General features: G+C 69.8%; 25 protein-coding genes. 14 read left to right on the forward strand and 11 right to left on the reverse strand.

Annotated features, from left to right (window positions below):
* Window positions 1-2 precede the first annotated feature (2 nt).
* The 3 genes from ABZU76_RS02035 to ABZU76_RS02045 all read left to right on the forward strand — a co-directional run bounded on the left by ABZU76_RS02035 (window position 3) and on the right by ABZU76_RS02045 (window position 3,319).
* Window positions 3-1,211, forward strand: a complete 1,209-nt coding sequence (locus ABZU76_RS02035) for an MFS transporter (protein ID WP_354864112.1) — start codon at window positions 3-5, stop codon at window positions 1,209-1,211.
* A gap of 671 nt (window positions 1,212-1,882) precedes the next feature.
* Complete coding sequence (locus ABZU76_RS02040; protein ID WP_354864114.1) at window positions 1,883-2,641, forward strand: HEAT repeat domain-containing protein; 759 nt, start codon at window positions 1,883-1,885, stop codon at window positions 2,639-2,641.
* Between the two features lie 129 nt (window positions 2,642-2,770).
* Window positions 2,771-3,319, forward strand: coding sequence for a flavin reductase family protein (locus ABZU76_RS02045; protein WP_354864116.1), 549 nt, complete (start codon window positions 2,771-2,773; stop codon window positions 3,317-3,319).
* Here ABZU76_RS02045 and ABZU76_RS02050 read toward each other — a convergent pair.
* Window positions 3,303-4,253, reverse strand: a complete 951-nt coding sequence (locus tag ABZU76_RS02050; protein ID WP_220244226.1) for a LysR substrate-binding domain-containing protein — start codon at window positions 4,251-4,253, stop codon at window positions 3,303-3,305. The two genes, ABZU76_RS02045 and ABZU76_RS02050, sit on opposite strands and share 17 nt — an antisense overlap.
* A gap of 111 nt (window positions 4,254-4,364) precedes the next feature.
* Here ABZU76_RS02050 and ABZU76_RS02055 point away from each other — a divergent pair, with 111 nt between their 5' ends.
* From ABZU76_RS02055 to ABZU76_RS02105, 11 genes are all read left to right on the forward strand, one after another.
* A complete protein-coding gene (locus ABZU76_RS02055) occupies window positions 4,365-5,819 on the forward strand; it encodes a 2-hydroxymuconic semialdehyde dehydrogenase (protein WP_354864118.1) in 1,455 nt (484 codons plus the stop codon).
* The gene (locus ABZU76_RS02060; protein ID WP_354864120.1) at window positions 5,816-6,631 is read left to right on the forward strand and encodes a fumarylacetoacetate hydrolase family protein; all 816 of its coding nucleotides are present in this window, start codon (window positions 5,816-5,818) and stop codon (window positions 6,629-6,631) included. Before ABZU76_RS02055 ends, ABZU76_RS02060 begins: the two co-directional genes overlap by 4 nt.
* A complete protein-coding gene (locus ABZU76_RS02065) occupies window positions 6,628-7,563 on the forward strand; it encodes an acetaldehyde dehydrogenase (acetylating) (protein ID WP_354864122.1) in 936 nt (311 codons plus the stop codon). The genes ABZU76_RS02060 and ABZU76_RS02065 overlap by 4 nt, the downstream gene beginning before the upstream one ends.
* Complete coding sequence (dmpG, locus tag ABZU76_RS02070; protein WP_354864124.1) at window positions 7,560-8,585, forward strand: 4-hydroxy-2-oxovalerate aldolase; 1,026 nt, start codon at window positions 7,560-7,562, stop codon at window positions 8,583-8,585. Before ABZU76_RS02065 ends, dmpG begins: the two co-directional genes overlap by 4 nt.
* Window positions 8,582-9,352: a fumarylacetoacetate hydrolase family protein gene (locus ABZU76_RS02075; RefSeq protein ID WP_354864126.1), complete on the forward strand. Its 771-nt coding sequence runs from the start codon at window positions 8,582-8,584 to the stop codon at window positions 9,350-9,352. Before dmpG ends, ABZU76_RS02075 begins: the two co-directional genes overlap by 4 nt.
* Entirely contained in the window at window positions 9,349-9,780 is a 432-nt protein-coding gene (locus tag ABZU76_RS02080; protein WP_354864128.1) for a RidA family protein, read from the forward strand. The genes ABZU76_RS02075 and ABZU76_RS02080 overlap by 4 nt, the downstream gene beginning before the upstream one ends.
* A 5-nt stretch (window positions 9,781-9,785) precedes the next feature.
* Entirely contained in the window at window positions 9,786-10,316 is a 531-nt protein-coding gene (locus tag ABZU76_RS02085; RefSeq protein ID WP_354864130.1) for a 3-hydroxyanthranilate 3,4-dioxygenase, read from the forward strand.
* Window positions 10,316-11,335, forward strand: a complete 1,020-nt coding sequence (locus ABZU76_RS02090) for an amidohydrolase family protein (protein WP_354864132.1) — start codon at window positions 10,316-10,318, stop codon at window positions 11,333-11,335. The genes ABZU76_RS02085 and ABZU76_RS02090 overlap by 1 nt, the downstream gene beginning before the upstream one ends.
* On the forward strand, window positions 11,332-12,132 hold the full coding sequence (locus ABZU76_RS02095; protein WP_354864134.1) for a tryptophan 2,3-dioxygenase family protein: 801 nt from the start codon (window positions 11,332-11,334) through the stop codon (window positions 12,130-12,132). The genes ABZU76_RS02090 and ABZU76_RS02095 overlap by 4 nt, the downstream gene beginning before the upstream one ends.
* A 13-nt stretch (window positions 12,133-12,145) precedes the next feature.
* Window positions 12,146-12,724 (forward strand): NAD(P)H-dependent oxidoreductase, encoded by a 579-nt coding sequence (locus ABZU76_RS02100; RefSeq protein ID WP_354864136.1) that lies wholly within the window; start codon window positions 12,146-12,148, stop codon window positions 12,722-12,724.
* Between the two features lie 73 nt (window positions 12,725-12,797).
* Window positions 12,798-14,108, forward strand: a complete 1,311-nt coding sequence (locus tag ABZU76_RS02105; RefSeq protein WP_354864138.1) for an MFS transporter — start codon at window positions 12,798-12,800, stop codon at window positions 14,106-14,108.
* A 45-nt stretch (window positions 14,109-14,153) separates the two neighbouring features.
* Here ABZU76_RS02105 and ABZU76_RS02110 read toward each other — a convergent pair whose 3' ends face one another.
* From ABZU76_RS02110 to ABZU76_RS02155, 10 genes are read right to left on the reverse strand one after another with little or no spacing between them, the layout of a single operon-like run.
* The gene (locus ABZU76_RS02110) at window positions 14,154-15,278 is read right to left on the reverse strand and encodes a MaoC family dehydratase N-terminal domain-containing protein (RefSeq protein WP_354864140.1); all 1,125 of its coding nucleotides are present in this window, start codon (window positions 15,276-15,278) and stop codon (window positions 14,154-14,156) included.
* Complete coding sequence (locus tag ABZU76_RS02115) at window positions 15,259-15,660, reverse strand: hypothetical protein (RefSeq protein ID WP_220244213.1); 402 nt, start codon at window positions 15,658-15,660, stop codon at window positions 15,259-15,261. Before ABZU76_RS02115 ends, ABZU76_RS02110 begins: the two co-directional genes overlap by 20 nt.
* 17 nt (window positions 15,661-15,677) lie before the next feature.
* On the reverse strand, window positions 15,678-17,756 hold the full coding sequence (locus ABZU76_RS02120; protein ID WP_354864142.1) for an acetate--CoA ligase family protein: 2,079 nt from the start codon (window positions 17,754-17,756) through the stop codon (window positions 15,678-15,680).
* Entirely contained in the window at window positions 17,726-18,907 is a 1,182-nt protein-coding gene (locus tag ABZU76_RS02125; protein ID WP_354864144.1) for an iron-containing alcohol dehydrogenase, read from the reverse strand. Before ABZU76_RS02125 ends, ABZU76_RS02120 begins: the two co-directional genes overlap by 31 nt.
* A gap of 5 nt (window positions 18,908-18,912) precedes the next feature.
* Window positions 18,913-20,034: an enolase C-terminal domain-like protein gene (locus ABZU76_RS02130; RefSeq protein WP_354864146.1), complete on the reverse strand. Its 1,122-nt coding sequence runs from the start codon at window positions 20,032-20,034 to the stop codon at window positions 18,913-18,915.
* A 25-nt stretch (window positions 20,035-20,059) separates the two neighbouring features.
* Complete coding sequence (locus ABZU76_RS02135) at window positions 20,060-20,764, reverse strand: ABC transporter ATP-binding protein (RefSeq protein ID WP_354864148.1); 705 nt, start codon at window positions 20,762-20,764, stop codon at window positions 20,060-20,062.
* Window positions 20,761-21,555 (reverse strand): ATP-binding cassette domain-containing protein, encoded by a 795-nt coding sequence (locus tag ABZU76_RS02140; protein WP_354864150.1) that lies wholly within the window; start codon window positions 21,553-21,555, stop codon window positions 20,761-20,763. The genes ABZU76_RS02135 and ABZU76_RS02140 overlap by 4 nt, the downstream gene beginning before the upstream one ends.
* Window positions 21,548-22,585 (reverse strand): branched-chain amino acid ABC transporter permease, encoded by a 1,038-nt coding sequence (locus ABZU76_RS02145; RefSeq protein ID WP_354864152.1) that lies wholly within the window; start codon window positions 22,583-22,585, stop codon window positions 21,548-21,550. The genes ABZU76_RS02140 and ABZU76_RS02145 overlap by 8 nt, the downstream gene beginning before the upstream one ends.
* Window positions 22,582-23,436 carry a branched-chain amino acid ABC transporter permease gene (locus ABZU76_RS02150; protein WP_220244206.1) on the reverse strand — a complete coding sequence of 285 codons (855 nt, stop codon included), beginning with the start codon at window positions 23,434-23,436 and terminating at the stop codon, window positions 22,582-22,584. The genes ABZU76_RS02145 and ABZU76_RS02150 overlap by 4 nt, the downstream gene beginning before the upstream one ends.
* A gap of 24 nt (window positions 23,437-23,460) precedes the next feature.
* The gene (locus ABZU76_RS02155; RefSeq protein ID WP_354864155.1) at window positions 23,461-24,642 is read right to left on the reverse strand and encodes an ABC transporter substrate-binding protein; all 1,182 of its coding nucleotides are present in this window, start codon (window positions 24,640-24,642) and stop codon (window positions 23,461-23,463) included.
* Between the last annotated feature and the right edge of the window lie 292 nt (window positions 24,643-24,934).

Genomic DNA, 24,934 nt, shown 5'->3' on the forward strand with positions numbered 1-24,934 from the left:
CTGTGCGGTTCAGAGCTCTGGTCCTGTCCTTTTTCGCGGTTCTCGTCGACGGGTTCGACACGGCCGCGCTGTCGTTTTCCATCCCGTCGCTGGCGCACGAATGGCACGCGACGGCCGCGGCGTTCACGCTGGCGATCGTGGCCACGAACGTCGGCACGGTCGTCGGCTACCTCGCGGCCGGCCGGCTGTGCGCTCGCTTCGGCCGGCGGGCCGTGCTGCTGACGGGCGTCGGCCTGTTCGCCGTCGGCACGGTGCTGACGGCGATGGTGCTGCCGGCGCACTCCATGGCGTTGCTGGCGGTGATGCGCCTGGTGTCGGGCCTCGGCCTCGGTGCCGTGCTGCCCGCCGCGGTGTCGTTCGCGGTCGAGCACTTCCCTCCGGCGCACCGCTCACGCGTCTCCGTCGCGGTCACCCTGGGCCTCGCCGCGGGCGCCACCCTCGGCGGCTTCTTCGGCGGCAAGCTCATCACCGCCCTCGGCCCGACGGGCGTCTTCTGGCTCGCCGGCGCGGCGACGGTGCTGGTGTTCTCCGCGATGCTCGTCGGCCTGCCGTCCGCGGTCGCCGTCGCCGTGTCCCCCCGCGGGGCCTCGGTCCTGCGCTTGTTCGGCACCGAACTGCGCGCGAACACCGGCTTGTTGTGGGCGTACTCATTCCTGGTGTTCGCCTCGTCGTACACGCTGATCTCGTGGGCGCCGACCCTGCTGACGAGCTACGGGTTCACCCGCACGCAAGCCCCGCTGGGCCTCGCGTTCGTCAGTCTGGGCGGCATCATCGGCGGGTTGGTGCTCATCCCGGTCGCTGCCCGGATCGGGATCATGCGCGCCCTGGTGGTGCTTCCCGCGCTCGGCGTGGCTTTCATGATCGTTGCCGGTGTGGCGCATTTGTCTGGCGCGGCTCTCTTGCTCGTCCTCACCGCTGCCGGGGTCGGGATTATCGCGGGCCACATCGGGCAAACGGCGCTGGCTGTCGCGTTGTATGACCTCGACGCTCGTACTACTGGTGTTGGATGGTCCGCAGCGTTGGGCCGGCTCGGTTCCGTTGCGGGTCCGGCGGGCGCCGGGTTGCTGCTGGCGTTGGCGTTGTCGGCGGGCTCGATTTTGCTACTGGCGACGGTTCCCGCGTTGATGGCGATTGGGTGCGCGTTTGTGTTGTGGAGACGGAATCGGGATTCGCAGGCGGTAAGGGTGGCAGCTACAGAGTCGAGAGTTTGATCGACGTGGCAGGCTGCCGTTTCGGCTTTTCCGAACCATCTGCTTGCCGTCGCCCGATGCCATCTACCCAGTAGGCGGCGGGTGGCAAAAATGCTCGCTCCTCTCAACCCCTTCCCTCGACCTTTCCTCGGCCGGCCCCCGATAAAATGTAAGGACACGGTTCGGGGTTGCTTGTCAAGGTATTCTTTCCAGTCTTGACAATTGACCCCGAACTGTAGTGCCAATGAAAATTCGGGGAGCCATCTGAAGGTTTATCTTTTGATCTTTAAAGAAGAAGGCAAAAGATCAAAAGAAGGATGCACATGGCTAGCCCCGCTGCGCTCAATGGTTAGAAGAAGGTGCTTCGCCGGGGGCCGGCCGGGGAAAGGTTAGCCGGAGAAACCGACGGCTTTGTTGGGTGGTTGAATTGGGTAGACGGAAAAGAAAAGGACCCGCACCGGGTTGCATGGGTGGCTGGCTGGTGCAGGCGTCCTCTGCTGATCAAACCACCCCGAGGACCGCCGCCACGCCCACGCTGACAATCACCCGCCCAGGTCACGCGCCCTGCACCAACCTGAACCCCACAACAACCCATCCACCCCACTCCCTGCGCTCACTGGCTGACAATTCCTGCGCTTCACACCCTCCGAATGTGCTTTCGTGGTCCCACAACGCAGCCCGGGAGAACGCGCATGGACACCGAACACGAGATCGATCGGCTGATCCGCCTCCTGGACTCCGACACCCTCGACGCGAACGCCATGGGCGCCGCCGATGCGCAGTGGGACCTGACCGCCCTCGGCCGCGAGACCGACGTCGTCGCGCCGTTGCTCCGCGCTCTGCCGAACTTGGGCTCGTTCGCCCAGTTGTGTGCCGTCGAGATCTTCCAGGAGTTGCACGACACTCGCGCGATCGGTGCGTTGATCGAGTTGCTGGCCGGGGACGACAGCACCGTGCGGGAGTGGGCGGCGGGAGCGTTGGCTGACTTGCGCGCAACGCAGGCAGTGCCGGCCTTGAGGCGCGCGTGGGAGACGAGCAAGGCGCGGGGTGACGACCCCGGCGATGGCGAGCCGTGGGGCCTGCGCTTGGCGCTGACCTCGCTCGGCGCCCGAGTGCCCGTGACGCCGGCGTTGGCACCGGCGGCACGAGTCGGCGACGTGGAGGCGTGGCCGTCGGCGCGGTTGGGGGAGGTGCTCGATCAGCTGGCTGTGCGCGACCAGGTGACGTTGTCCTTCGGGTTGTGGCGAAGCGAGGACGACGGCCACTTCTACAACGAGGGAGACTTCGGCTACCACGCCGAACTCGACTTCACGCGGCCGTGGCCCGAGCTGGTGCGACAGGCGCACCACCGGGCCCGGGAGAGCGCGCATCGGGTGGCGCCGCGAGACGACCTGTTCGCGGCGATCAGCTGGATCGCTCAGACCGATCTGGGCCACGGGGCCCGACGGTAAGCGCAGAGCGAGTATGACCGTTCAGGCATGGCGGGGGCGCGGATCGGCATTGGACGGGTATGGCTCGGGCGGCGACGATGGGTGGACCATCACCGCTGGTCAGAGGCGGTGGAATCGAGGAGGACGTCCGTGGGAACACCACGCAGCACCTACGCCCCCACCGATCCGCACGCGTTGAAGTTCCGGCGGGCGTTGCGGCATTTCCCGAGTGGCGTGTCGGTGGTGACGGTCGTCGACGGGGACGGCGGGGTGCACGGGATGACGGCGAGCTCGTTCGCGTCGGTGTCGCTGGATCCGGCGTTGTGCGCGGTGAGTGTGAACAAGCCGGGGCGGATGCATCAGTTGCTGCACGGCACGGATGGACACTTCGGGCTCAGCATCCTGGGCCAGGACCAGGGGGCGATCGCCGATTTCTACGCGCGCCAGCCGTGGAGTGTGGCGGTGGACGTGGAGATGGATCTGCACGGCGGGTGCCCGACGGTGGGTGGTGCGCTGGCGTGGTTCGTGTGCCGGAAGTGGGCCGCGTACGACGGTGGGGACCACACGATTTTCGTGGGCGAGTCGCTGGACTACGGGTCGACGTCGCGGGAGGACCTGCAGCCGCTCGTCTGGCACAAGTCGGCGTATCACGACCTTGGTGACCAGCTCGAACGGCCCAGGGTCACGAAGCAGGGCTGAACCGGCGCGTCACCTGCACGGCCTCGGCCACGAGCTTGTCGATCAGCGCGCTCGCCGACGGGGTGGGCTTGCTGGAGGCGGGCATGGTGATGCCGACGCTGTGGCCGATCGGCTCGAGCGACAACGGCAGGCGCGCGATCCCCGGGTCCTCTTCGGTGATCAGGCGCGGCAGCGCGGCCACGACGTCGGTGTCGCGCAGCAGCTGGCGCACGGTGAGGAACGAAGTCGCCTCCACGCGGTTGGCGGGCAGGAGCACGTCGTTGTTGTGGAACAGCTCCTCGAGCTCACGCCGCAACGCCGTCTCCGGGCCGGGCAGGATCCACGGGTACTCGGCGACCGTCGCGAGGTCCACGGTCTTCGCGCCGGCCAGCGGGTGCGAGGCGCGGACCACGAGGACCACAGACTCGTCGTAGAGCTTGCGGCGGAGGAACCCCTCGTCGGAGATCTGCGTGAGCCGCCCGACGATCAGGTCGAGCCGGCCCGCGCTCAGCTCCACCAGCAGCGACTCGGGGGTCCCGTCGCGCACGGCCACGGTCAGGTTCGGCCGTTCCGCCTTCAACGCGGCGATGGCCCGCGGGAGCAGGACGTTCGAGCCGAACAGATGAGTCCCCACCACCACGGTGCCGCGTTCGGCGCCGGCCAGCTCCACGACGTGGCGGGCGGCCTGCCGGGCCTGGGCGAGGATCGCGCGCGCGTGCTCGGTGAAGGCCTCGCCGTAGACGGTCGGCGTGAGGCCGCGCGGGCCGCGCTGGAACAGCTCGACCTCCAGGATCTCCTCGAGCTCCCGTAGCCCCCGCGTGGCCACGGGCTGGGTCACGTGCAGCTCGGCGGCCGCGCCGACGATCGTGCCGCGCCGCGCGATGGCGTCGAGCAGCACCAGGTGGCGGAACTTCATCCGGCCGTCGAGCAGGCGCGGCAGCTCACGAGGGGTCATAACGAGCCACTATAGCCATATGCACATATCAACTTAAGGCTTTGGCATTTGTCAGGCATAGCTGGAGGTAGCGACGATGAGCAGGGACCACAGCCACGCGGGAAGGCGGACATGACGGTGCTCAAGAGCTTCGTGGACGGGCGGTTCACCGACAGCGGTGGTGACCTGTTCGACAAGGTCAGCCCGGTCGACGGGACCCTCGTCGCCCAGGTCGAGGAGGCCGACCAGGCGGTGGTCGACCGCGCGGTGCGCGCCGCACGGGCCGCCCTCGACGGCGCGTGGGGTCGCACCTCCGACGCCGGCCGTGCGCAGGTGCTCAGGAAGATCGCCGACCGCATCGACGAGCGGTTCGACGACCTGCTCGCGGCCGAGGTCGCCGACACCGGCAAGCCCCTCGACCTGGCCCGCCGCCTCGACGTCTCGCGCGCCGCCGCCAACTTCCGGGCCGCCGCCGACACGATCGCGTCGGCCGGGCTCGACTCGTTCCTCACCGAAGGCCCGGCCGAGCGCGCGCTGAACTACGCGCTGCGCAAGCCGCTGGGCGTGGTCGCGGTCATCGTGCCGTGGAACCTGCCGCTGTTGCTGCTGACCTGGAAGGTCGCGCCGGCGCTGGCCGCGGGCAACGCCGTGGTGGTGAAGCCGTCGGAGGAGACGCCCTCGAGCGCGACGCTGCTGGCCGAGCTCATCACCGAGGCCGGCGCCCCCGACGGCGTGTTCAACGTCGTCCACGGCTTCGGCCCCGGCTCGGCGGGCGAGTTCCTCACGGGCCACCCGGGCATCGACGGTGTCACTTTCACCGGCGAATCCCGCACGGGCTCGGCGATCATGCAGGCGGTGGCGCCGCGCGTGCTGCCGGTGTCGTTCGAGCTCGGCGGCAAGAACGCGGCTGTGGTGTTCGACGACGCGGACCTCGGCAAGACCGTCGACGGCCTCGCCCGCTCGACGTTCACCAACACCGGCCAGATCTGCCTGTGCACCGAGCGGATCTACGTGCAGCGCGGCATCTTCGACGAGGTCGCCGCCGGGCTCGCGGAACGCGCCGAGGCCCTGCGCTTCGGCCGACCGGACGATCCGGACACCACCACGGGACCGCTGATCTCGCGCCAGCACCGCGAGAAAGTCCTCTCCTACTACGAGCTCGCCGAGCAAGAGGGCGCGAAGCTCCTCGCCGGCGGCGGGATCCCGGACCTCGGCCCCGATCTCGAAGGCGGTGCCTGGGTGCGCCCCGCGTTGTGGACCGGGCTCGACAACGCCCACCGCGTGTTGCGCGAGGAGATCTTCGGCCCGGTCGCGGCGCTCGTGCCGTTCGACACCGAGGACGAGGCGATCCGCCTGGCCAACGACAGCGACTACGGCCTCGCCGCCGCCGTGTGGACGACGAACCTCGAACGCGCCCACCGCGTCGCGGGCGCCATGCGGGTCGGCATGTCGTGGGTCAACACGTGGTACCTGCGCGACCTGCGATCGCCCTTCGGCGGCAACGGGCTTTCGGGCATCGGCCGCGAAGGCGGCGTGCACTCGCTGCACTTCTACACCCAGCCGACCAACGTGTGCGTGGCGCTGTGAACGCCCGGGTCGACGCGGCGATCGACACCGCGGTCTCCCGCCTGCAGCGGGCCGAACGTGATCGCACGCCCGTGCAGCCGGTGCGCGACTTCATCGGCGAAGACGACGTGGACGCCGCCTACGAGGTGCAGCGCCGGATCATCGCGGACAAGGTCGCGAGCGGCCGTCGCGTGGTCGGCCGCAAGATCGGGCTGACGTCGGAGGCGGTGCAGCGCCAGCTCGGCGTCGACCGGCCCGACTTCGGGGTGCTGCTCGACGACATGGTGTTCGGTGACCGCGCGGAGATCCCGCTCGACCGCTTCTGCCAGCCGCGCGTCGAAGGCGAGGTCGCGTTCGTCCTCGGCGCCGACCTGCCGGACGGCGCCACCGTGGTCGACGTCCTGCGCGCCACCGACTTCGTGCTGCCGGCCATCGAGATCGTCGACTCGCGCGTGGCCGACTGGAACATCCGGATCACGGACACGGTGGCGGACAACGCGTCCAGCGGCGCTCTGGTGCTGGGCACGCGGCCGGCCAAACTGTCCGAAGTGGACCTCGCCGGGCTCGGCATGGTGCTGGAACACCGCGGGGAGCCGATCTCGACCGGCGTCGGCGCGGCTTGCCTCGGCTCGCCCGCGGTCGCTGTCGCGTGGTTGGCGCAGGAGGTCGCGCGCCGTGGCGAGCCGCTGCGGGCGGGGGAAGTGGTGCTGGCCGGCGCGTGGGGACCGATGGTGCCCGTGACGGCGCCCGGGAGCTACGTCGCCCGGTTCGAAGACATCGGAGAGGTCCGCGTCGGGTTCACCGCCGGGCCGGACGGAGGGAAACGCGCATGAGTACCCCGGTGGCGATCATCGGGTCGGGCAACATCGGCACCGACCTGATGTTCAAGGTGAAACGGCTTTCGAGCGAGCTCGAAGTCGCGGCGATGGTCGGGATCGACGCCGCCTCCGACGGGCTCGCGCGGGCGCGCCGGCTCGGAGTCGCGACGTCGCACGAAGGCGTGGCCGGGCTCGTCGCCCTGCCCGAGTTCGCCGACATCCGGCTGGTCTTCGACGCGACCTCGGCCGGAGCGCACCGGCACAACAACGCGGTCCTGAGCGCCCACGGCAAGCAGCTGGTGGACCTCACGCCCGCGGCCATCGGGCCGTACGTGGTGCCGACCGTGAACCTCGACGAGCACCTCGGCGCGCCCAACGTCAACATGGTCACCTGCGGCGGCCAGGCGACGACGCCGGTCGTGGCCGCGGTTTCGGCGGTGGCACCGGTGGCGTACGCGGAGATCGTGGCGACGATCGCGGCGAAGTCCGCCGGTCCGGGCACGCGGGCGAACATCGACGAATTCACCGAGACGACCGCGCGGGCGCTGGAAACCGTCGGCGGCGCCGGACGCGGCAAGGCGATCATCGTGCTCAACCCGGCCGACCCGCCGATCACCATGCGGGACACGGTGTTCTGTCTCGTCGAGGAATCCGAAGTGGACGAAGCCGCCGTCAGCGCGTCCGTCGAGGCGATGGTCGCGCAGGTGCAGGACTATGTGCCGGGTTACCGGCTCAAGCAGCGGGTGCAGTTCGACCGGGTCGACGAGCCGTTCCTGCCCGCGCTCGGGCGCTCGTTCCGCGGGGTGAAGGTTGCGGTGTTCCTGGAGGTCTCCGGCGCCGGGCACTACCTGCCGGAATTCGCCGGAAACCTCGACATCATGACCTCGGCCGCGCTGCGGACCGCGGAACGGCTCGTGCAGGTCGCCGCGGAAGGAGCCCTTCGATGACCGGCAAGCTCTACGTGCAGGACGTGACGCTGCGCGACGGCATGCACGCCATCGCCCACCGCTACAGCGTCGAGCAAGTGCGCACGATCGCCGCCGCGCTGGACGCGTCGGGCGTGGCGGCCATCGAAGTCGCGCACGGCGACGGGCTGGCCGGGTCGAGCGTGAACTACGGCCACGGCGCGGCCACCGACGCGGGCTGGATCGCCGCGGCCGCCGAGGTGGTGAAGAACGCGAAGCTCACCACGCTGCTGCTCCCGGGCGTCGGCACGATCGAAGACCTGCGGGCCGCGCGTGACCTCGGCGTCGGCAGCGTCCGCATCGCCACGCACTGCACCGAGGCCGACATCGCGATCCAGCACATCGGCTGGGCCCGCGACAACGGCATGGACGTCGCCGGGTTCCTGATGCTGAGCCACATGAACTCGCCCGAGGACCTCGCCAAGCAGGCGAAAATCATGGAAGACGCGGGCGCCCACTGCGTCTACGTCACCGACTCCGGCGGCCGCCTGACCATGCGGGACGTCGCCGCGCGGACCGACGCGTACCGCGAAGTCCTCGACGCGGGAACGCAGATCGGCATCCACGCGCACGAGAACCTGTCGTTGTCGGTGGCCAACAGCGTCACCGCCGTCGAGCACGGTGCCTACCGCGTCGACGCTTCGCTGGCCGGGCAAGGTGCGGGCGCGGGGAACACGCCGATCGAGGCGTTCATCGCCGTCGCCGACCTGCTCGGCTGGGACCACGGCTGCGACCTGTTCGGCCTGCAGGACGCGGCCGAGGACCTCGTCCGTCCACTTCAGACTCGCCCGGTGCGCGTGGACCGCGAGACGTTGACGTTGGGCTACGCCGGCGTCTACTCCAGCTTCCTCCTCCACGCCGAACGCGTCGCCGGCCGCTACGACCTCGACGTCCGCGCGATCCTCCTCGAAGCCGGCAAGCGAGGCCTCGTCGGCGGCCAGGAGGACATGCTGGTCGACGTCGCGCTCGACCTCGTGGCCACCCGAGAGGCGGCCCCGGCGTGATCGAGGACTTCGCGGCGCGGCTCGACGAAGCCGCCACCACCCGCAAGCCGTGTGCACAGCTGTCCACGGACCACGAACTGTCGTTGGACGACGCCTACGCCGTTCAGCGAGAGTTGGTCGAACGCCGCATCGCCCGGGGAGAGCGCCACTTCGGTGTCAAGCTCGGCTTCACCAGCAAGGCGAAGGCCGCGCAGATGGGCGTCGACGACGTGATCATCGGCCGCCTCACCTCGGGCATGGTCCTGGCCGACGGCGACGAGCTCGATCTGAACGCCTTCATCCACCCTCGCGCCGAGCCCGAGGTCGCGTTCCGGCTCAGCCGCGACGTCGAGCCGGGCGAAGTGCCGGGCCCCGATCTCGTGGACGCCGTCGCCCCCGCGATCGAGGTGATCGACTCCCGCTACCGCGACTTCAAGTTCTCCCTCGCCGACGTGGTCGCCGACAACACCTCGGCCGCCGCGTTCGTGCTCGGCCAGTGGCAGCCGCTGAAAGCCGGCCTCGACAACCGCGGCGTGGTGTTCGAAGTGGACGGACGCATCGCCGGCGCCGGCTCGACCGCCGCCATCCTCGGCGACCCGCTGCGTGCCATTCCCGCCGCTGTCCGCATGGCTCAGCGCTACGGCCTCCCGCTCACCGCGGGCACGGTCCTGCTGGCCGGCGCGGCAACTTCCGCGGTCGCGCTCACGGCAGGCACCCACGTCAGTGCCACCGTCTCCGGCCTCGGCCGGGCCCGCTTCTCCGTCGCAGAACAGGGAGAACCCCGATGACCGAAGCCAAAACGCTCGCGGACAAGGCCAAACCCCGCGGCCGCTTCCCCCACGTGAAACGCGCCGGCGACTTCGTGTTCGTCTCCGGCACGAGCAGCCGCCTGCCGGACAACACGTTCGCGGGCGCCCAGGCCGATGAGTTCGGCACCACGACGCTCGACATCCGCGTGCAGACCGCCGCCGTGCTCGACAACATCGCCGACATCCTCGGCTCCGTCGGCGCGAGCCTCGCCGACGTCGTGCAGGTCACCAGCTACCTGGTCAGCATGAACGACTTCGGCGGCTACAACGAGGTCTACGGCCGCTACTTCGACGAGAACGGCCCGACGCGCACCACCGTCGCCGTGCACCAGCTGCCGCACCCGCACCTGCTCATCGAGATCCAGGCCGTCGCCCACGTGCCGAGCGAACGCACCGAAAGGAACTGATCACCGTGACCGACATCAATCCCGTCTTCAACTTCGCCGCGTGGGTGTCCGAACACCAGCACCTGCTCAAGCCGCCGGTCAACAACAAGCCGATGTGGGAACGCACGGGCGATTTCATCGTGCAGGTCGTCGGCGGGCCCAACCAGCGGACCGACTTCCACGTCGACCCGTACGAGGAGTGGTTCTACCAGGTCAAGGGCAACATGCACGTCAACGTCATGACCGACAAGGGCCAGCAGACGGTCAACGTGCGCGAGGGCGACATGTGGCTGCTGCCCGGCAACGTGCCGCATTCGCCGCAGCGTCCCGAGGCCGGCTCGATCGGTGTCGTGATCGAGCGCGTCCGCGAAGAGGGCACGCTGGAGAAGTTCCAGTGGTACTGCCTCAACTGCGAACACCTCGTGCACGAGGTCGAACTGCAGGTGCGTGACATCGTCGAGGACCTGCCGCCGGTGTTCGAGCAGTTCTACAACGACGAGTCCCTGCGCAAGTGCGCCAACTGCGGCACGGTGCACCCCGGAAGGTCCGCGCTCTGATGCCACAGGTGATCGACGTCCACACGCACTACGTCCCGCGCGGCTGGCCGCAGCTGGGCGAAGACGGCACGGGCCAGGAGAGCACTCTGCCGTGGCTGCGCGTCGAAAACGAGCGCGAGGCGACCATCATGGTCGGCTCGCGCGAGTTCCGGCGCATCCTCGCCAACTGCTGGGACGCCGGCGAGCGGCTGCGTGAGATGGGCGAGGACCAGGTCGACGTGCAGGTCGTCTCGCCGACACCGGTGTTCTTCTCCTACGACCGCACGCCCGCCGAGGCCGTGCGGATCGCGAAGGTCTTCAACGACCTCGCGCTGGAGATCTGCGAGCCGGCCTCCGGACGGCTGCTGCCGTTCTGCCAGGTTCCGCTGCAGGACCCGGATCTCGCGTGCGAAGAGCTCGACCGCTGCATCGCAGCCGGTCACCGTGGCGTCGAGATCGGCAACCACGTGGGCGATCGCGACCTCGACGACGCCGGCATCGTCATGTTCCTGCAGCACTGCGCGGCCAAGGGCGTGCCGGTGTTCGTGCACCCGTGGGACATGCCGAGCTCGCCGCGGCTGGGCCGCTGGATGTCGCAATGGCTCACGGGCATGCCCGCGGAGACGCACCTTTCGCTGCTGGCGATGATTCTCGGCGGCGTGTTCGACCAGGTACCCGAGACGCTCAAGATCTGCTTCGCGCACGGCGGCGGCTCGTTCGCGTTCTGGCTCGGCCGGCTCGAAAACGCCTGGCACGAGCGCCACGACGTGATCGGCGGCTCGGCGAACCCCCCGTCGAGCTACCTCGGCCGGTTCTCCGTGGACAGCGTGGTGTTCGACCCGTCGGCGCTGCGGCTGCTGGTCGACGTCCTCGGCGTGGAGAACATCCTGCTCGGCAGCGACTACCCGTACCCGCTCGGCGAACGGCCGGTGGGCCAGGTGGTGCGAAAAGCACAGTTCCTGTCCGAAGCCGAACGCGACCTGTTGCTCGGCGGCAACGCCGCGCGGTTCCTGTCCCTGCCCGAGGAGGTCAAGAGATGACCGCGTACAACTCCTACCTCAAGGCCGATGTGCTGCACACGCTGCAGGAGCCGGTGACCGACCTGGAGGGCGAGCGCTCGTTCCTCGTGGTGTGCCAGGTGCAGGAACTGTACTTCGGCCTGATCACCACCGAGCTGCGGTTCGCCGCACAGCACTTCCGGGACGGCGAGACCCCCTCGGCCGCGGCGGCCCTGCGGCGGGCGGCGGACCACTTCGTGGGCCTCAACGCGTCGTGGAAATCGCTGGAGTGGATGACCGTCGGCGACTTCCTGCCGATCAAGAACGGCCTCGGCTCCGTCCACGGCAAGTCTTCGTCGCTGCAGTCGTGGAAGTACCGCGAGCTGGTGTTCCTGCTCGGCATCCGCCCGCACGCGCTGGCCGACCCGGTGTCGTCGATGCCGGACGAGCACTCGTCACTGCTGACGACCCTGCGCGAGCCGAGCGTTTACGACGAGGCGCTCGCGCTGCTGAACCGGCGTGGACTGTCCATCCCGGACTCGATCGCGAAGCGTGACCCGCAGGAAGAACACGAGTTGCACCCCGACGTGGTGCGCGCGTGGACCACGGTCTTCTACGGCGGCGACCCCGCGCTGGCGGACCTGCGGTTCTGCGGTGAGGCCCTGATGAAGATCGCGGAGGGCTACGCCGAGTACAAGCACCTGCACCTCGTGGCCACGCGCCGCTCGTTCGGCCACCGGCCCGGCTACTACGGCTCCAGCGGCCTCGACTGGCTGGCGCAGACGGCGATCGAGGTGCCGTTCCCCGAGTTGTGGTCCATGGACCCGGAAGATTCCTGACTGGAGAAAACCCTTGTCGGACTTGACGATCCTCGCGCTGTCGGGAAGCCTGCGCAAGGATTCCCTCAACACGCGCCTGCTCACGGCGGTCACGCAGCTCGCGCCGCCGGAGCTCACCTTCGACGTCTTCGGTGACCTGGCGGCGATCCCGCCGTTCAACGAGGACGACGAACACCCGGCCCCGCCCGCCGTCGCGCAGCTGCGACGCCGGATCCGCGCGGCCGACGGGGTGCTCATCGCCACCCCGGAGTACAACGCGGCCATGCCCGGTGTGCTCAAGAACGGGCTGGACTGGCTTTCCCGCCCCGTGGACGAAGGTCCGGTGCTGGAACGCAAGCCCGTCGCGATCATCGGCGCTTCGCAAGGGCCGCTGGGCACCATTCGCGCGCAGCTGAACCTGCGCTCGGTGCTGCACAAGATGAACGCCGACGTGGTGGGACAGCCCGAGTTCGTGCTGCCCCACGCCCACCAGGCCTTGGCCGACGGCGAGCTGCCCGCGGGTTCGCCGTCACTGGCGATCCTCACCGCCGTGGTCGACGGCCTGGTCGACCTGATCGAACACCGGCGCGCCCTGGCCTCGCTAAGTCGGTGAAGCGCTTTCTTTCTCGCCCGAACAACCCCCGTCGCCCGAACAACCCCCGTCCCCTGAACAACGGAGTTCCCCCATGACCCAGTTGTCCCCGCCGCCCCGGCAGATGAGAAAGAACATCCTCGTCAGCGTCGCCGGTTCGGCCATCGAGTGGTACGACTTCTTCATCTACGCGTCGGCTTCGGCGCTGGTGCTGAACAAACTGTTCTTCCCGTCGGTCGATTCCGTCGCGGGCACGCTGCTCGCGTTCAGCACGTTCGCCGTCGGGTTCCTGATCCGGCCCGTGGGGGCGGCCGTATTCGGGCACTTCGGTGACAAGTTCGGCCGCAAGCCGGCGCTGGTCACGGCCATGATGATCATGGGCGCGGCCACGACGGCGATCGGCTTGCTGCCGTCGTACGCCACCCTCGGTGTGGCCGCGCCGATCCTGCTCGTGGTGCTGCGCCTGGTCCAGGGCCTGGCGCTGGGCGGGCAGTGGGGTGGTGCGGTGCTGCTGGTGACGGAGTGCGCGCCCGAGGGCAAACGCGGGTTCTACGGCAGCTTCGCGCAGCTCGGGGTGCCGATCGCGTTGATCTTCTCCAATGTGATGTTCCTGATTCTCTCGGCCGCGCTGTCGCAGGACGCGTTCCTGGCGTGGGGCTGGCGGATCCCGTTCCTGCTGAGCATCCTGCTCATCGCGGTCGGGCTCTACGCGCAGTCGCGGGCGTCGGAAACCCACGCGGCGCCTTCGGAGGAATCGGCGCAGCGGCGCGCGCCGCTGCTGGAACTGCTGCGCTCGCACCCGAAGCAGATCCTGCTCGCCGCCGGCGCGACCGTGATCAACGGCGGCGCGTACTACCTGCTCACGGTCTACATCCTGTCCTACGCCACGCAGGCCCTGCGCCTTCCGCGTGGCACGATCCTGGTGGCGGTGCTGATCTCCGCCGTTGCCTCGGGGTTGACGATCCCGGCGGCCGCGGCGTTGTCCGACCGCATCGGCCGCCGCAAGGTGTTCCTGAGCGGTGCGGCGGGGCTGGCGGTGTGGGGCTTCCCGATGTTCTGGCTCGTGAACACCGGCTCACCCGTGCTGATCACCGTGGCGCTCGTCATCGCGCAGGTCATCTTCAGCCTCACCTACGGCCCGTGTCCGGCGTTGTTCTCCGAGATGTTCGGCGCCCGCGTCCGCTACTCGGGTGTCTCGGTGGGCTACCAGATCGGTGCGGTCGCCGGCGGTGCGCTGGCGCCCATCATCGCCACCTCGCTGTTCGCCGAGTTCCACACGGCCAACGCGATCGCTCTGTACCTGGCGCTGATGGCCGCGGTGTCGTTCGTGGCGGTGTTCCTGGTGACGGAATCCGTCCGTCGCAAGAAGACAGTCGCCACCCCGCTCGCCGCCCCGGTGGACTGACGAGCTGCCGGCGGGCGGCGCGCACACCGCGCCGCCCGCCGGGTCTCAGCTCAAGCGCACCAGGGCGCTGCCCTCGGCGGTCTGCTCGCCGAGCTGGTTGCGCGCGGACAACGCGATCAGCACGTCACCGTTGTCCCGCACCTCGGTCACCTTGCCGCCACACCAGACGGTGTCGCCGAAGATGTCGGGGCGGCGCAGGCGCACGGAGAACTCCCGCAGCGAACCGGCGTCACCCATCCAGTTCAGCACGGGGTGCGCCATCCAGCCGCACTTCTGCGGGCCGTTGTTGTACGCGCCGGGCATGCCGATCTCCTTGGCCACCTCGGGGTCCTGGTGCCCGAGGCTGGGCAGCACACGCTCGCTGAAGTACGTGGGGTCGTAGTTGTTCGGCAGCCGCTCCGGCTCCTCGACGGCCCACGTGCGGTACAGCCACGAGATCTCGCCCGCCTTGTAGCCGGGCGAGCCGATGCAGCCGGCGTAGTACGCCGTCATGGTGATCTGGTCGATCGGGCCCTTCACGACCTCGGGCACCACGTCGCCGACCTGAACCTCGGCCGGGTTGTGTGGCGCCGTGCCCCGACGTGCCTCCGCGATCGCCCAGCGGCGGATCTCCTCCAGCTCCTCGTCGCGGTAGACGTGCCGGTCGCGGGCCTGGTACGACAACCCGCCGGACGCCGCGGCACGCGGCACGCGGAACGTGCTGGCCAGCGCCTCGGCCAGCAGCACCCCGTCGCTCTCGCGGCGGTACTCGGTGTGCACGCGCTGGATCGCGAACCGGTCGGCATGGCGGCCACTGTGGACGGTCACCTTCCCCAGCCGTGCCTTCGGCAGAATCCGGTCGCCGCGGTGGATCGTCTCGTGGAACACCCACTCCGTGCCCGCGTAGATCGGCTGCACGCCGGGGAAACCGAGGCCGACGGCGCCGTCGTAGCTGGAGTACAGGAAGGTCGGCGGGGCGATCACACCGCCGTGCGGGCTCGCCGCCGCGTACTGCTCGTCGTGGAACAGCGGGTTGTGGTCGCCCAGACCCCAGGCGTAGTGGCGGATGGTGTCCAGCGTCGCCTCGTTGTTCCACGGCTCGACGCGGATCTCCTGGCCTTCGAGCGCTGCCGCCTCCGACAGCATCTCATCGGTGATCTCGGTGCTGAACTCAAGACGCGTGGTGGCCATTGGTGCTCGCCCCCTCTTCCTCGAAGTCGTTCTCCCAGGCCGCCCACAGCTTGTAGCCGACCTTGCCCCAGCCCGACACGCCCAGCACGAGAAACGCGATCTGCAGCGACTCGCGTAGCTGCTCGCCGGTCAGCCCGGCGCGCTTGGCCGCGCGCAGGTGGTTGATCGCGCCGCCGGCGTTGCTCACGGCCAGGTCGAACATGACCAGCAGCAGCTCCTTCATCGCGAGCGAGAGCCCGTCGGCGTGCTGGGTGTAGATCCGCTCGCGGATGTCGGTGTAGTCGCCGGCGAACCCCTCGTCCATCGCGAACATCGTCGAGATGGCGGGCGGGATGTTGCCCAGCGACTCCTGGTAGTGCTGCAACCTGTCTTGTGCGGTCATGCTCTTCCCTTCAGCCTTCATTTCCGCCCGATCGCGTCGATCGCGCGGACCCCGTCCGCCAGCACGAGCACGGGGTTGAGTTCTACAAAGGACACCGGCTGGTCGGCCAGCGCCGTGAACAAGGTGGTGATCGCGGTGTTGAGTGCCTCGACGTCACTCGCCGCCTGGCCGCGGTAGCCGGACAGGAGCACGCCGAGCCGGGACTCGCACAGCGTCGCCAGCCGTTGCCCGGCGGGCCAGCCGTGCCAGAGCACGACCTGGTCGTCGAGCAGCTCGGCGTTGACGCCACCCGGGCGGAGCACGGCGGACAGGCCGTACTCCGGGTCGCGCACCACGGCCACCAGCACTTCCTGCCCCGCGCCGACGCCTTGCTGCACCACGACGTCGTCGCCGTGTTCGGCGCACACATTCGCGACCCGCTCGTACGCCGCCGTCAGGTCGTCCTCGCCGCGCACCACCGCGACGGCGCCGAGCTCGGACCGGTGCGCGATCGTCTGCCCGGCCGCCTTGACCGCCACGGGGTAGCCCCAGCGTCTTGCGGCCTCCGCCGCGGTCTCCGGATCGGGTGCGGAAACCCAAGGGGCCCAGGGGAAATCCGCAGGCAGCAAGGCGGCGATGTCCGGCAGGCCGAGGTACCCTGTCAGGTCTTCGGCGGGTTCGGCCGCGGCTTGCGCACCCGCGTCACCCGCCAGCAGGCCCAGCGCTTGCACCGCCCGTTCCGGCGTCGGGACCACGGCCACCCGCGCCGCGGCGAGCCGCGCGAGGAGGGCTTCCGGGATCGGGTCGTCCTCGCTGAGGTGACTGAGCACGACGGGACTCGCGGTAGGGGACCGGGCGGTGAGGACCTCGGTCAGCAGCTCACGATCGTGCGCGAGGCTCGATTCGACCGCCACGACGACGTCCGATTCCGGCGCTTCGGACAACGTGGCCACCGTCCGCGCGAACGTCTCGGTCTCGCCGAGGAACGGCACGTCCATGGGGTTGTGCAGCTCGACCCGATCGGCCAGCACTTCCTGCAGCTGCCGTCGCGTCGCCGTACCCAACGCCGGCAGCGACAACGCCGGTGCCTGCTGCACGCGGTCGGCCAGCACCACCGCCCCCGCTCCCGACACCGACGCGGCGGCGATCCGCGGCCGCGCGGGCAGCTCGCCGACCACCTGCGTGGTCACCAGGCAGTCGGCCAGCTCGGCGATCCCCGGCACCCGCACGAACCCGGCCTGCTTCAGCACCGCGTGCGAAATGTCGCTGGACCCGACCACCCGCCCGGTGTGCCCGCCGGCGGCGAGCTGCCCGAGGTCGCTGTCGGCGATCTTGACGAGGAACACCCGTTTCCCGGTACGCGCGATGGCTTCCGTGGCCGCGGGCAGCCAGTCGAGGTCCGTGATGGCTTCGAGGAACAGCCCGACCGTGCGCACGTCGTCGCGGGCCAAGACGCCGACGAGCAGTTCGAGGGCGCCGACGTCGAACTCGTCCCCGGTGCTGAACCAGTGCGCGATGCCGCCGCCACGGCGCAGAATCGACATGAGCAGCCCGTTGCCGCTCGCGCCGCTCTGCGTGATCATCGCGACCGAACCCGCGCGCGCCGGCCCGCGGCCGAGCACGCTCGAGAAGTTCAGGTGCGCGCCGGAAACCACGCTCATCGTGCCCACGCAGTTGGGGCCGATCACCCGCAGCCGCCGGTCGGGCGAGGCCAGGAACCGGTTGAGCTCCTGGCGGGGCGCGCTGTCCGGGCGCTCGAAGCCGCTGCCGATCACGACCGCGACCCGCACACCGCGGCTGTCGAGGTCGTGCAACGCGCTCGGCACCTGGTCGGCGGGCAGATTGACGATGGCGGCCTCGGCCGCGTCGACGGGGAGGTCGAGCACGGCCGGCACCGCCGGGTAACCGCCGACGACGGAGTGGCGTGGGTTGACGACGAACACGTCGCCCGTGAACCCGTAGCGGCTGAGGTAGGCCAGCGGCCGGCCCGCGGGCTTGGCCGGGTCGGCCGACGCGCCGACGACGACCACACTGCGGGGCGCGGTGACGAGGTCGACGAGCGCGCTCCCGGTGGCGAGCTCCGCCATCACGCGGCCCCGGTCACGGTGCCGGTCCACGCGCGCCGCAGCACGCCCAGCACCGCACCGGCGTCGGGAACTCGCTTGGGGTTGAAGAACAAACCACGGTCCTGCATGACTTCCCCGGCCACCCGCTCCAGGTCGGACTCGGCGAGGCCGGTGTCCGCCAGCGTTCGCGGCACACCGGCGCGCCGCTGCACGGTCGCGGCCAGCACCGCCGCGCTGCCCGTCTCCCCGAGCCCTTCGCCGAGTGCGCGAGCCAGGATCGCCTGCTTGGCCTCGGTGTGGTCGTGGTTGTACTCGAGGACGTACGGCAGCATCACGGAGTTCGCCACCCCGTGCGGCACGCCGTACGCGGCGCCGAGCACGTGGCAGACGGCGTGGTGCAGGCCGACCCGCGCGTTGCTGATGACCAGGCCGCCGATGGCCGCGGCGGTGAGCGCGTCGTCCAGCAGGTCGACGGGCAGCGGTCCGGTCGCGCCGCCGATCCGGGGCAACGTCTCGGCGAACCGCCGCGCGCCTTCGGCCGCCAGCGCGTCCGTGAACGGCGACGCGGACTTCGAGTACAGGGCCTCGGCGCAGTGGGCGAGCCCGTTCATGCCGGTGGTCAGGAGCAGCTCGGCCGGGATGTCGGTGAACAGCTCGGGGTCGTACACCACCACGCGCGAGGCGACCTTCTGGTCCCAGAACACGCGCTTGATGCCGCGAGCGTCCGTCGCGCCGCCGCCGGGCGTGACTTCCGCGCCCGACAACGTCGTCGGGATGGTGAGGACGGGGATCTTCGGCTGGTTGAGCTGCACGTGCTTCAACACGTCGGGCGGCGTGAACGTGCTGCACTTGGCCTCGAGCGGAAAGCCTTCGGCCAGCAGGATGGAAAGCGCTTTCGCGGTGTCACTTACGCTGCCGCCGCCGACGGCCACCAGCGCGTCGGGCGGGTCGTCGCGCAGCTGCCGCGCCATCGCCTCGGTGTCGGTGATCGGCGCGTGCGGCGCGATCTTGCCGAACTCGTGCCGGACGTCGAAGCCGCGCAACGCTTCGCGCGTCGCCTGCCCGGCGGCCGACGCGAGTGAACGTGGACTGCCCACGAGGCACACCGAACGGGCGGACAGAGCGGTGAGCTCGTCCGGCACCGTCGCGATCGTGCCGGCCCCCACGGTGAGCACCTGCCTTGCCTGGTCGTAACGGAACACGCGGTTCAGCTCCTTTCCCCGGGCCGGTCGGTCCGGAAACGTGCCAGTGCGGCTTCGTCGATCTCGAACCCGAAGCCGGGTTCGGCAGGCACCCGCAGCACGCCGTCCCGGATTTCGGGCGGGGTGACCACGAGGTCGCCGTCCAGGTTGAGCAGGTAGGCCAGCTCGGCCGGGTGCTGCGCGGTCACGGGGCTGGCGGCGGCGAACGCGGCGCTCGTGTACGTGCCGATCGCCGAGTCGCCCTGGCTGCCCACGATCGCCTGCGCGCCGACGGCCGCGCAGAACTCGCGGATCCGCGTTGACGCGCGAATTCCCGTTCGGGCCAGCTTGATGCTGATCATCGTGCAGCGCCGGGCCAGGATCTCGGTGGCGACCTCACGCGGCGTCGTGCAGCTCTCGTCGCCGAGTACGGGCACGGTCGTCTTGGCGACCACATCGGCGCGGCCGAGCACGTCCTCGGCCGGGCACGGCTCTTCGATCCACGCGAGCCGATGGTCCTTTGTGGACTCCAGAAAGGTCATCGCGTCGGCCGCGGAGTAACCGTGGTTGGCGTCGACGTAGATCAACGCATCGGGGTGCTCTTGGCGCAGCTGCGCGACCAGTCGCATGTCACGGTCAAGGTCCAGGCCGACCTTGACCTTGTAGCTGGTGATGCCGTGTTCCGCGCGCAGCGCCGCGGTCTCGGCCACGACCTCGTCGATCGTGCCGGCGCCGAGGATCGCGGTGCAGCGGACCTCCGGTGCGTAGCCGCCGAGCAGGTCGTGGCAGGACACGCCGAGCGTCTTGCCCAGCGCGTCGAACATCGCCAGCTCCACCGCGCCGCGGGCGGTCGGGTTGCCGGCGAGGTGGCGCAGCCGGTGGCCGAGCTCTTCGGTGCCGAGCAGGTCGAGCGACTGCGCGGCCGGCGCGATCATCGTGTCGATCACGTGCGCGATCGACACGGTGGTCTCGCCGTAGATCATCGGCCGGGGGATGGCCTCGGCCAAGCCGACGACACCGTCGGCCGTGCGCACGCGCACGAGCAGGTGCTCGGCGTGGGTCAGCCGGCCCGTCGCGAACTTCACCTCGTGTTTCAGGGGAATCCGGAACGGGATGACGTCGATCGAGGAGATCTTGCTGGTAGTCACCTGTCGCACACCTCCGGGGGAGTTTTCACAGGAACGCGTTCTCGATGACCGAGCGGGTGAGCACCGCGGCGGCCGGGCCCCGCTCGACCTCGCGGCCGAGGTTGAGCACCAGCACGTCGTCGCACAGCTCCCGCACGACCGTGAGGCTCTGCTCGGCGATGACCACGGCCATGTCCGTGGTGCGCGCGAGCCGGGTCAGTGACTCGACGAGCCCGCTGACCGCGATCGGGGACAGGCCGAGGGAGGGTTCGTCGAGCAGCAGCACCCTCGGCTGGGACACCACGGCCCGCGCGACGGCCAGCGACTGCTGCTGGCCACCGGAAAGCCGGCCGGCCGCGCGGCGGCGCAGGTCGCGCAGCACGGGGAAGAGCTCGTACGCGAACTCGGTCCGTTCCGTGCGCTTCGCCCGGCCCCGCACCCGCAGGCAGCCCGCGTGCAGGTGCTCTTCCACGGTCAGCTCGCCGAAGAGCTCACGCGACTCGGGGACGAACGCGAGCCCACGACGGGCGCGGTCCCACGCCGGCACACCGGTCAGGTCTTCGTCGCCGAGCCGGATGGTCCCGGCGTGCGGCGTGACCACGCCGGACAAGGCCTTGAGCAGCGTGCTCTTGCCCGCGCCGTTGGCGCCGACGATGCCGAGGTACCCACCCGGGGCGACCTCGAAGCCGAGGTCGTGCACCACCGGGATCAGCCCGTAACCGGCGTGGATCCCCTGAGCGGAGAACGTCATCGCAGTGCTCCTTCGGCTCCGGGGCCGATATAGGCGGCGAGCACGTCCGGGCGCCGCAGCACCTCTTCCGGGCCGCCGTCGGCGAGGATCTCGCCCTCGGCCAGCACCACCGTGCGGTCGGCGACCCGCCGGACGAAGCCCATGTCGTGCTCGACGAAGATCACCGTCGCGTCCGAGGACCGGACGTAGTCGAGCACGCGGTCGGCCACCATTTCCTTGTCCTCCACAGGCATTCCGGCACTGATCTCGTCGAGCAGCAGGAGCTCCGGCCGGCTCATCAGCGCGCGGCCGAGGTCCACCAGCCGCCGTTCGGGCGCCGAGAGCAAGTCGACGTTCACCGCGGCCTGGTGCTCGATCTTCAGCTGCGCCAGCACTTCGTGGGCCCGGTCGACAAGTCGCTTCTCGTCGGCCAGGAAGCCGCCACCGCGCAACACCGCGCCGAGGAACCGGCTGCGCCCCGCGAACGCCCCCGTGGCCAGCTGGTCGAGCACCGGCAGGCCGGCCACGAGCCGCGAGTCCTGGAAGGTGCGTCCGATGCCCAGCCCGGCCCGCCGCCACGCACCCACGCGCGTCAAGTCGGCGGAGCCCCGCGTGGTCCGCAAGGTGATCGCGCCCCCGGTCACGGGGACCAGGCCACTGATCGCGTTGAACAGCGTGGTCTTGCCCGCGCCGTTGGGTCCGACGAGCCCGGTGACCGAGCCGCGCTCCACGGAGAAGCTCACACCGCCCACCGCGACCAGCCCACCGAAGCGGACGAATACGGAGTCGAGGTCGAGGATCGCGTCAGCCACGGCTGCCGCCCGACGAGCGCAGGTTCACCAGCGAGCGCAGCCCACCGGGCCGCAGCACGAGGATCACGAACAGCAGGCCCGCGTTGAGGTAGCTGCCGAAACTTCCGCTGCTGGGAAGGAACTGCTGCACCACCACCATGATCAGCGCACCCGTGACCGTGCCCCACACGCTGCCGACGCCGCCGATCACGATCATCGTGAGCAACAGCAATGTCAGCTCGAGCGTGAAGTTCGTCGGCGTGATGAACGTGAGGACCGCGCCCAGCAGCACGCCGCCGAGCCCGCCGAGCAGGCTGCTGAACGCGAACGCCAGCATCCGTGTGAGCGGCACGTTCACGCCCATCGTCGCGGCGGCCTTCTCGTCGGTGCGCACGAGGGCGAACGCGCGGCCGATCTTCGAGCGCGTCATGCGCTGTACCACGATCAGCGCGACCGCCGCGAACACCACGGCGACGAGGTAGGCCTGATCGCCGCCGAGGTCGACGAGGATCCCGTTGTCGCCCTGCGTGGGTGGCCACAGCTGGATCGCGAGCAGCGCGGCCTGGGAGAACGCGAGCGTGAGCAGCGCCAGGTACAGGTCGCGGGTGCGGATGATGGCGACTCCGATGATGGTGCCCGCCACTGTCGCGGCCACGGCGCCGATGATCAGTCCGCCGACCGGGCCGAAGCGAGGCTCGGAAACCGCGTACCCGTACGCACCCAACGCCATGAACGCGTTCTGGCAGAAGGCGAACTGCCCCGCCTGTCCGAGTACGACCGTGTACCCGAGCGCGGACACCAGGTACGCCGCGAACAGGCCCACCACGGTCTGGATGTACCCGCCGCCGACGTCGGCCCACACGGCGACGACCACCGCGACGAGCACGACCCCGGCCGTGGTCCACAGCGAACCGACGTAGCGCTTCTCGCCGGCCGGCGACGTCACCGTGCTGGGCGTCGGCACGCGCAGCCGGCCGAGCCACTTCTCCACCGGCAGCGCGGAATCGCGGACGGCGGCCCGCACTCGGCGGGGGACATTGACAGTGGTCATGCGCGTGCTCCGAACAGTCCGGTGGGCCGCGTCAGCAGGATCACGAGCATCACGCCGAGCGACACGAAGGCGCTGTAGCTCGCCCCGATCGACCCCGACACGACCGACTGCACCACCCCGATCAGCACCCCGCCGACGGCGGCGCCCGGCAGGCTGCCGAACCCACCGAGGACCACGGCGGCGAAGCTGTCGAACGTGTACTGCTGCCCGAGGTCCGGGGACAGCAGGTAGGTCGGGAAGATCAGCGCGCCGCTCAGCGCCGCGAGGCCGCCGCCGACGCACCACGCCAGCGTGGAGACCCGCGCCGGGTTCACGCCGACGACCGTGGCGCCGAGGCGGTTGCTCGCGACCAGCCGCATCCGCAGGCCGGCCGACGTGCCGCGCAGCACCAGCGTGAGCCCGGCGACGAGCACGAGGCTCACCACCATGAGCACCACGTCGCTCGCCGACCAGCCGAGCCCCGGCACGATCGGCGAGCGGCCCGCGTACGGCGTCATCGTCTTGGCCTCGGCCCCGAACGACGACAGGAACAACCCGCCGGCGACCTCGGTGACCGCGATCAGCACGATGATCTGGGCGAGCAGGCTCGCGCCGCGCAAGGGGCGCAACGCGATCTGGTCGACGACCACACCCGACGCGACGCCCGCGGCGACGGCGCCGAGCATGACCACCCACGCCGGGAACCCGTGCGAGCCGAGCTCCCACGCGACGTAGCCGCCGAGCACCATCTGGCTGCCGTTGGCGAAGTTGACCACGCCGGTGGCGCGGTAGACGAGCGTGAAACCGAGTGAGACGAGGGCTAGGGCGAATCCGTTGACGATTCCGGTGCCGAAAGTGGCGGTGGTGACCATCGATCAGTCCTCACTGGGGCCAGGTCAGTTCGCGGTGAGCTGGTTCTGGGTCGTGTCGCTGCCGAAGAACGAGACCTTGCCGCCGGAGATGCCGTAGAAGTTGGTGCAGGAGTTGCCCTTGTGCGAGGTCGTGGAGAACGCGATGGGGCACGGCAGCTCGGGCGTCGAGAACGGCTTCATCGTCTCCAGGCCGGTGACCAGCCCTTCGGGGGTGGTGTCCTTGGCGTTGCGCAGCCCGGCGATGAACGCCTTGGCCGCCGCGTAGGCCTGCACCGTCCACACGATCGGCTCGGTGGTCGGGTGCTCGGCCTTCCACGCCTTCATGAAGTCGGCCGTGCACGGGTCCCCGACGGGACACGCCAGCGGGGTCAGCGCGTAGTAACGCACCTTCGGGTCCGACTTCGCGAGCTGGTCGAGCGAGGTGTTGGACCCGGCGAACGTGACCAGCGGCAGGTAGGTGGCCTGGTGGATCTCGGCGTTGATCACCGCGGCCATCGGCGGCGCGGTGATGCCGAGCAGCACGGCGTCGACGCCGGCGTCCTTCAGACCCTGCACCTGGCTGGTGGCGTCGGTGGCGTTGGCGGCGATCTTCTGCGTGGAGTCGACGGTGAGGCCGTACTTGGCGAGCGCGTCCTTGGCGCCGGACAGCGCGGCGTCGCCGTACGCATCGGACTCCACCATCATGCCGATCTTCTTGGCGCCCATGGAGTTCACGAGCTTCGCGATGCCGGTGGCGACGTCGTTGGAGGAGAACGCCGGGGCGAACGTGTACTTGTTGAGCGGCGAGGTGAGCTGCGGGTTGATGCTGCCCGGTGTGTAGAACGGGGTTTTCGTGCTGCTCGCGACCTGCATGGTCGAGAGCGCGGTGGGCGTGAAGGCGGGCCCGTAGAGCACCGAGACCTTGTCCTGCGTGATGTACTTGCGCGCCACCGTGACGGCGGTCGCCGGGTCGCTGGCGTCGTCGGCGTAGAGCAGTTCGACGGAGTGGCCGTTGACGCCGTTCTTGGTCAGGTCGGTGAAGGCGAGCTTGGCGGAGTCCTGGTAGACCGCGTCGAACGCGGCGTCGGCCCCGGTGAGGCCGAACTGCACGCCGATCTTGATGCCGTCGCTGCTCGACCCGCTCGAGCCGCAGGCCGTGAGCATCGCGGCGGCGGTGGCGACGGCGGCCACCAGCGCGAGTTTTCGGTGCCGCCTGGGAAAAGTCATCATCATTCCTCCGCGTCATTGGTTCGGATGATTCGAGACGACGACGCCGGCGGCGGCGGGGACCAGATCCGCAGGAGGCGCACTGTGAGTGCAGATTTTTACTGTCAACTCAGCCCAGTGTCAAGGCTCTCACCGTTGATCTTTGCGCCGGTCAGTGGCATACCTCCTGCTCATGTGGGATGCAACGGTCGTTGCGGAATCGACATCGGGGCCGATTTCGATCTTGGTTTGGAGTGGTTGTTGTTTTACTGGTTGAACTGAGGGTAAAACTTGTAGAGTGGCGTTTCACCGT

Origin of the sequence: Amycolatopsis sp. NPDC005232 (assembly GCF_040607795.1) — a bacterium.
Taxonomy (GTDB): domain Bacteria; phylum Actinomycetota; class Actinomycetes; order Mycobacteriales; family Pseudonocardiaceae; genus Amycolatopsis.

Coding starts and splice junctions, on each gene's coding strand:
- ABZU76_RS02040 (WP_354864114.1), top strand. CDS start 1,883: ATGGACACCGAACACGAGATCGATCGGCTGATCCGCCTCCTGGACTCC.
- ABZU76_RS02050 (WP_220244226.1), bottom strand. CDS start 4,253: ATGACCCCTCGTGAGCTGCCGCGCCTGCTCGACGGCCGGATGAAGTTC.
- ABZU76_RS02055 (WP_354864118.1), top strand. CDS start 4,365: ATGACGGTGCTCAAGAGCTTCGTGGACGGGCGGTTCACCGACAGCGGT.
- ABZU76_RS02065 (WP_354864122.1), top strand. CDS start 6,628: ATGAGTACCCCGGTGGCGATCATCGGGTCGGGCAACATCGGCACCGAC.
- dmpG (WP_354864124.1), top strand. CDS start 7,560: ATGACCGGCAAGCTCTACGTGCAGGACGTGACGCTGCGCGACGGCATG.
- ABZU76_RS02080 (WP_354864128.1), top strand. CDS start 9,349: ATGACCGAAGCCAAAACGCTCGCGGACAAGGCCAAACCCCGCGGCCGC.
- ABZU76_RS02090 (WP_354864132.1), top strand. CDS start 10,316: ATGCCACAGGTGATCGACGTCCACACGCACTACGTCCCGCGCGGCTGG.
- ABZU76_RS02095 (WP_354864134.1), top strand. CDS start 11,332: ATGACCGCGTACAACTCCTACCTCAAGGCCGATGTGCTGCACACGCTG.
- ABZU76_RS02105 (WP_354864138.1), top strand. CDS start 12,798: ATGACCCAGTTGTCCCCGCCGCCCCGGCAGATGAGAAAGAACATCCTC.
- ABZU76_RS02110 (WP_354864140.1), bottom strand. CDS start 15,278: ATGGCCACCACGCGTCTTGAGTTCAGCACCGAGATCACCGATGAGATG.
- ABZU76_RS02115 (WP_220244213.1), bottom strand. CDS start 15,660: ATGACCGCACAAGACAGGTTGCAGCACTACCAGGAGTCGCTGGGCAAC.
- ABZU76_RS02135 (WP_354864148.1), bottom strand. CDS start 20,764: ATGACGTTCTCCGCTCAGGGGATCCACGCCGGTTACGGGCTGATCCCG.
- ABZU76_RS02145 (WP_354864152.1), bottom strand. CDS start 22,585: ATGACCACTGTCAATGTCCCCCGCCGAGTGCGGGCCGCCGTCCGCGAT.
- ABZU76_RS02150 (WP_220244206.1), bottom strand. CDS start 23,436: ATGGTCACCACCGCCACTTTCGGCACCGGAATCGTCAACGGATTCGCC.
- ABZU76_RS02155 (WP_354864155.1), bottom strand. CDS start 24,642: ATGACTTTTCCCAGGCGGCACCGAAAACTCGCGCTGGTGGCCGCCGTC.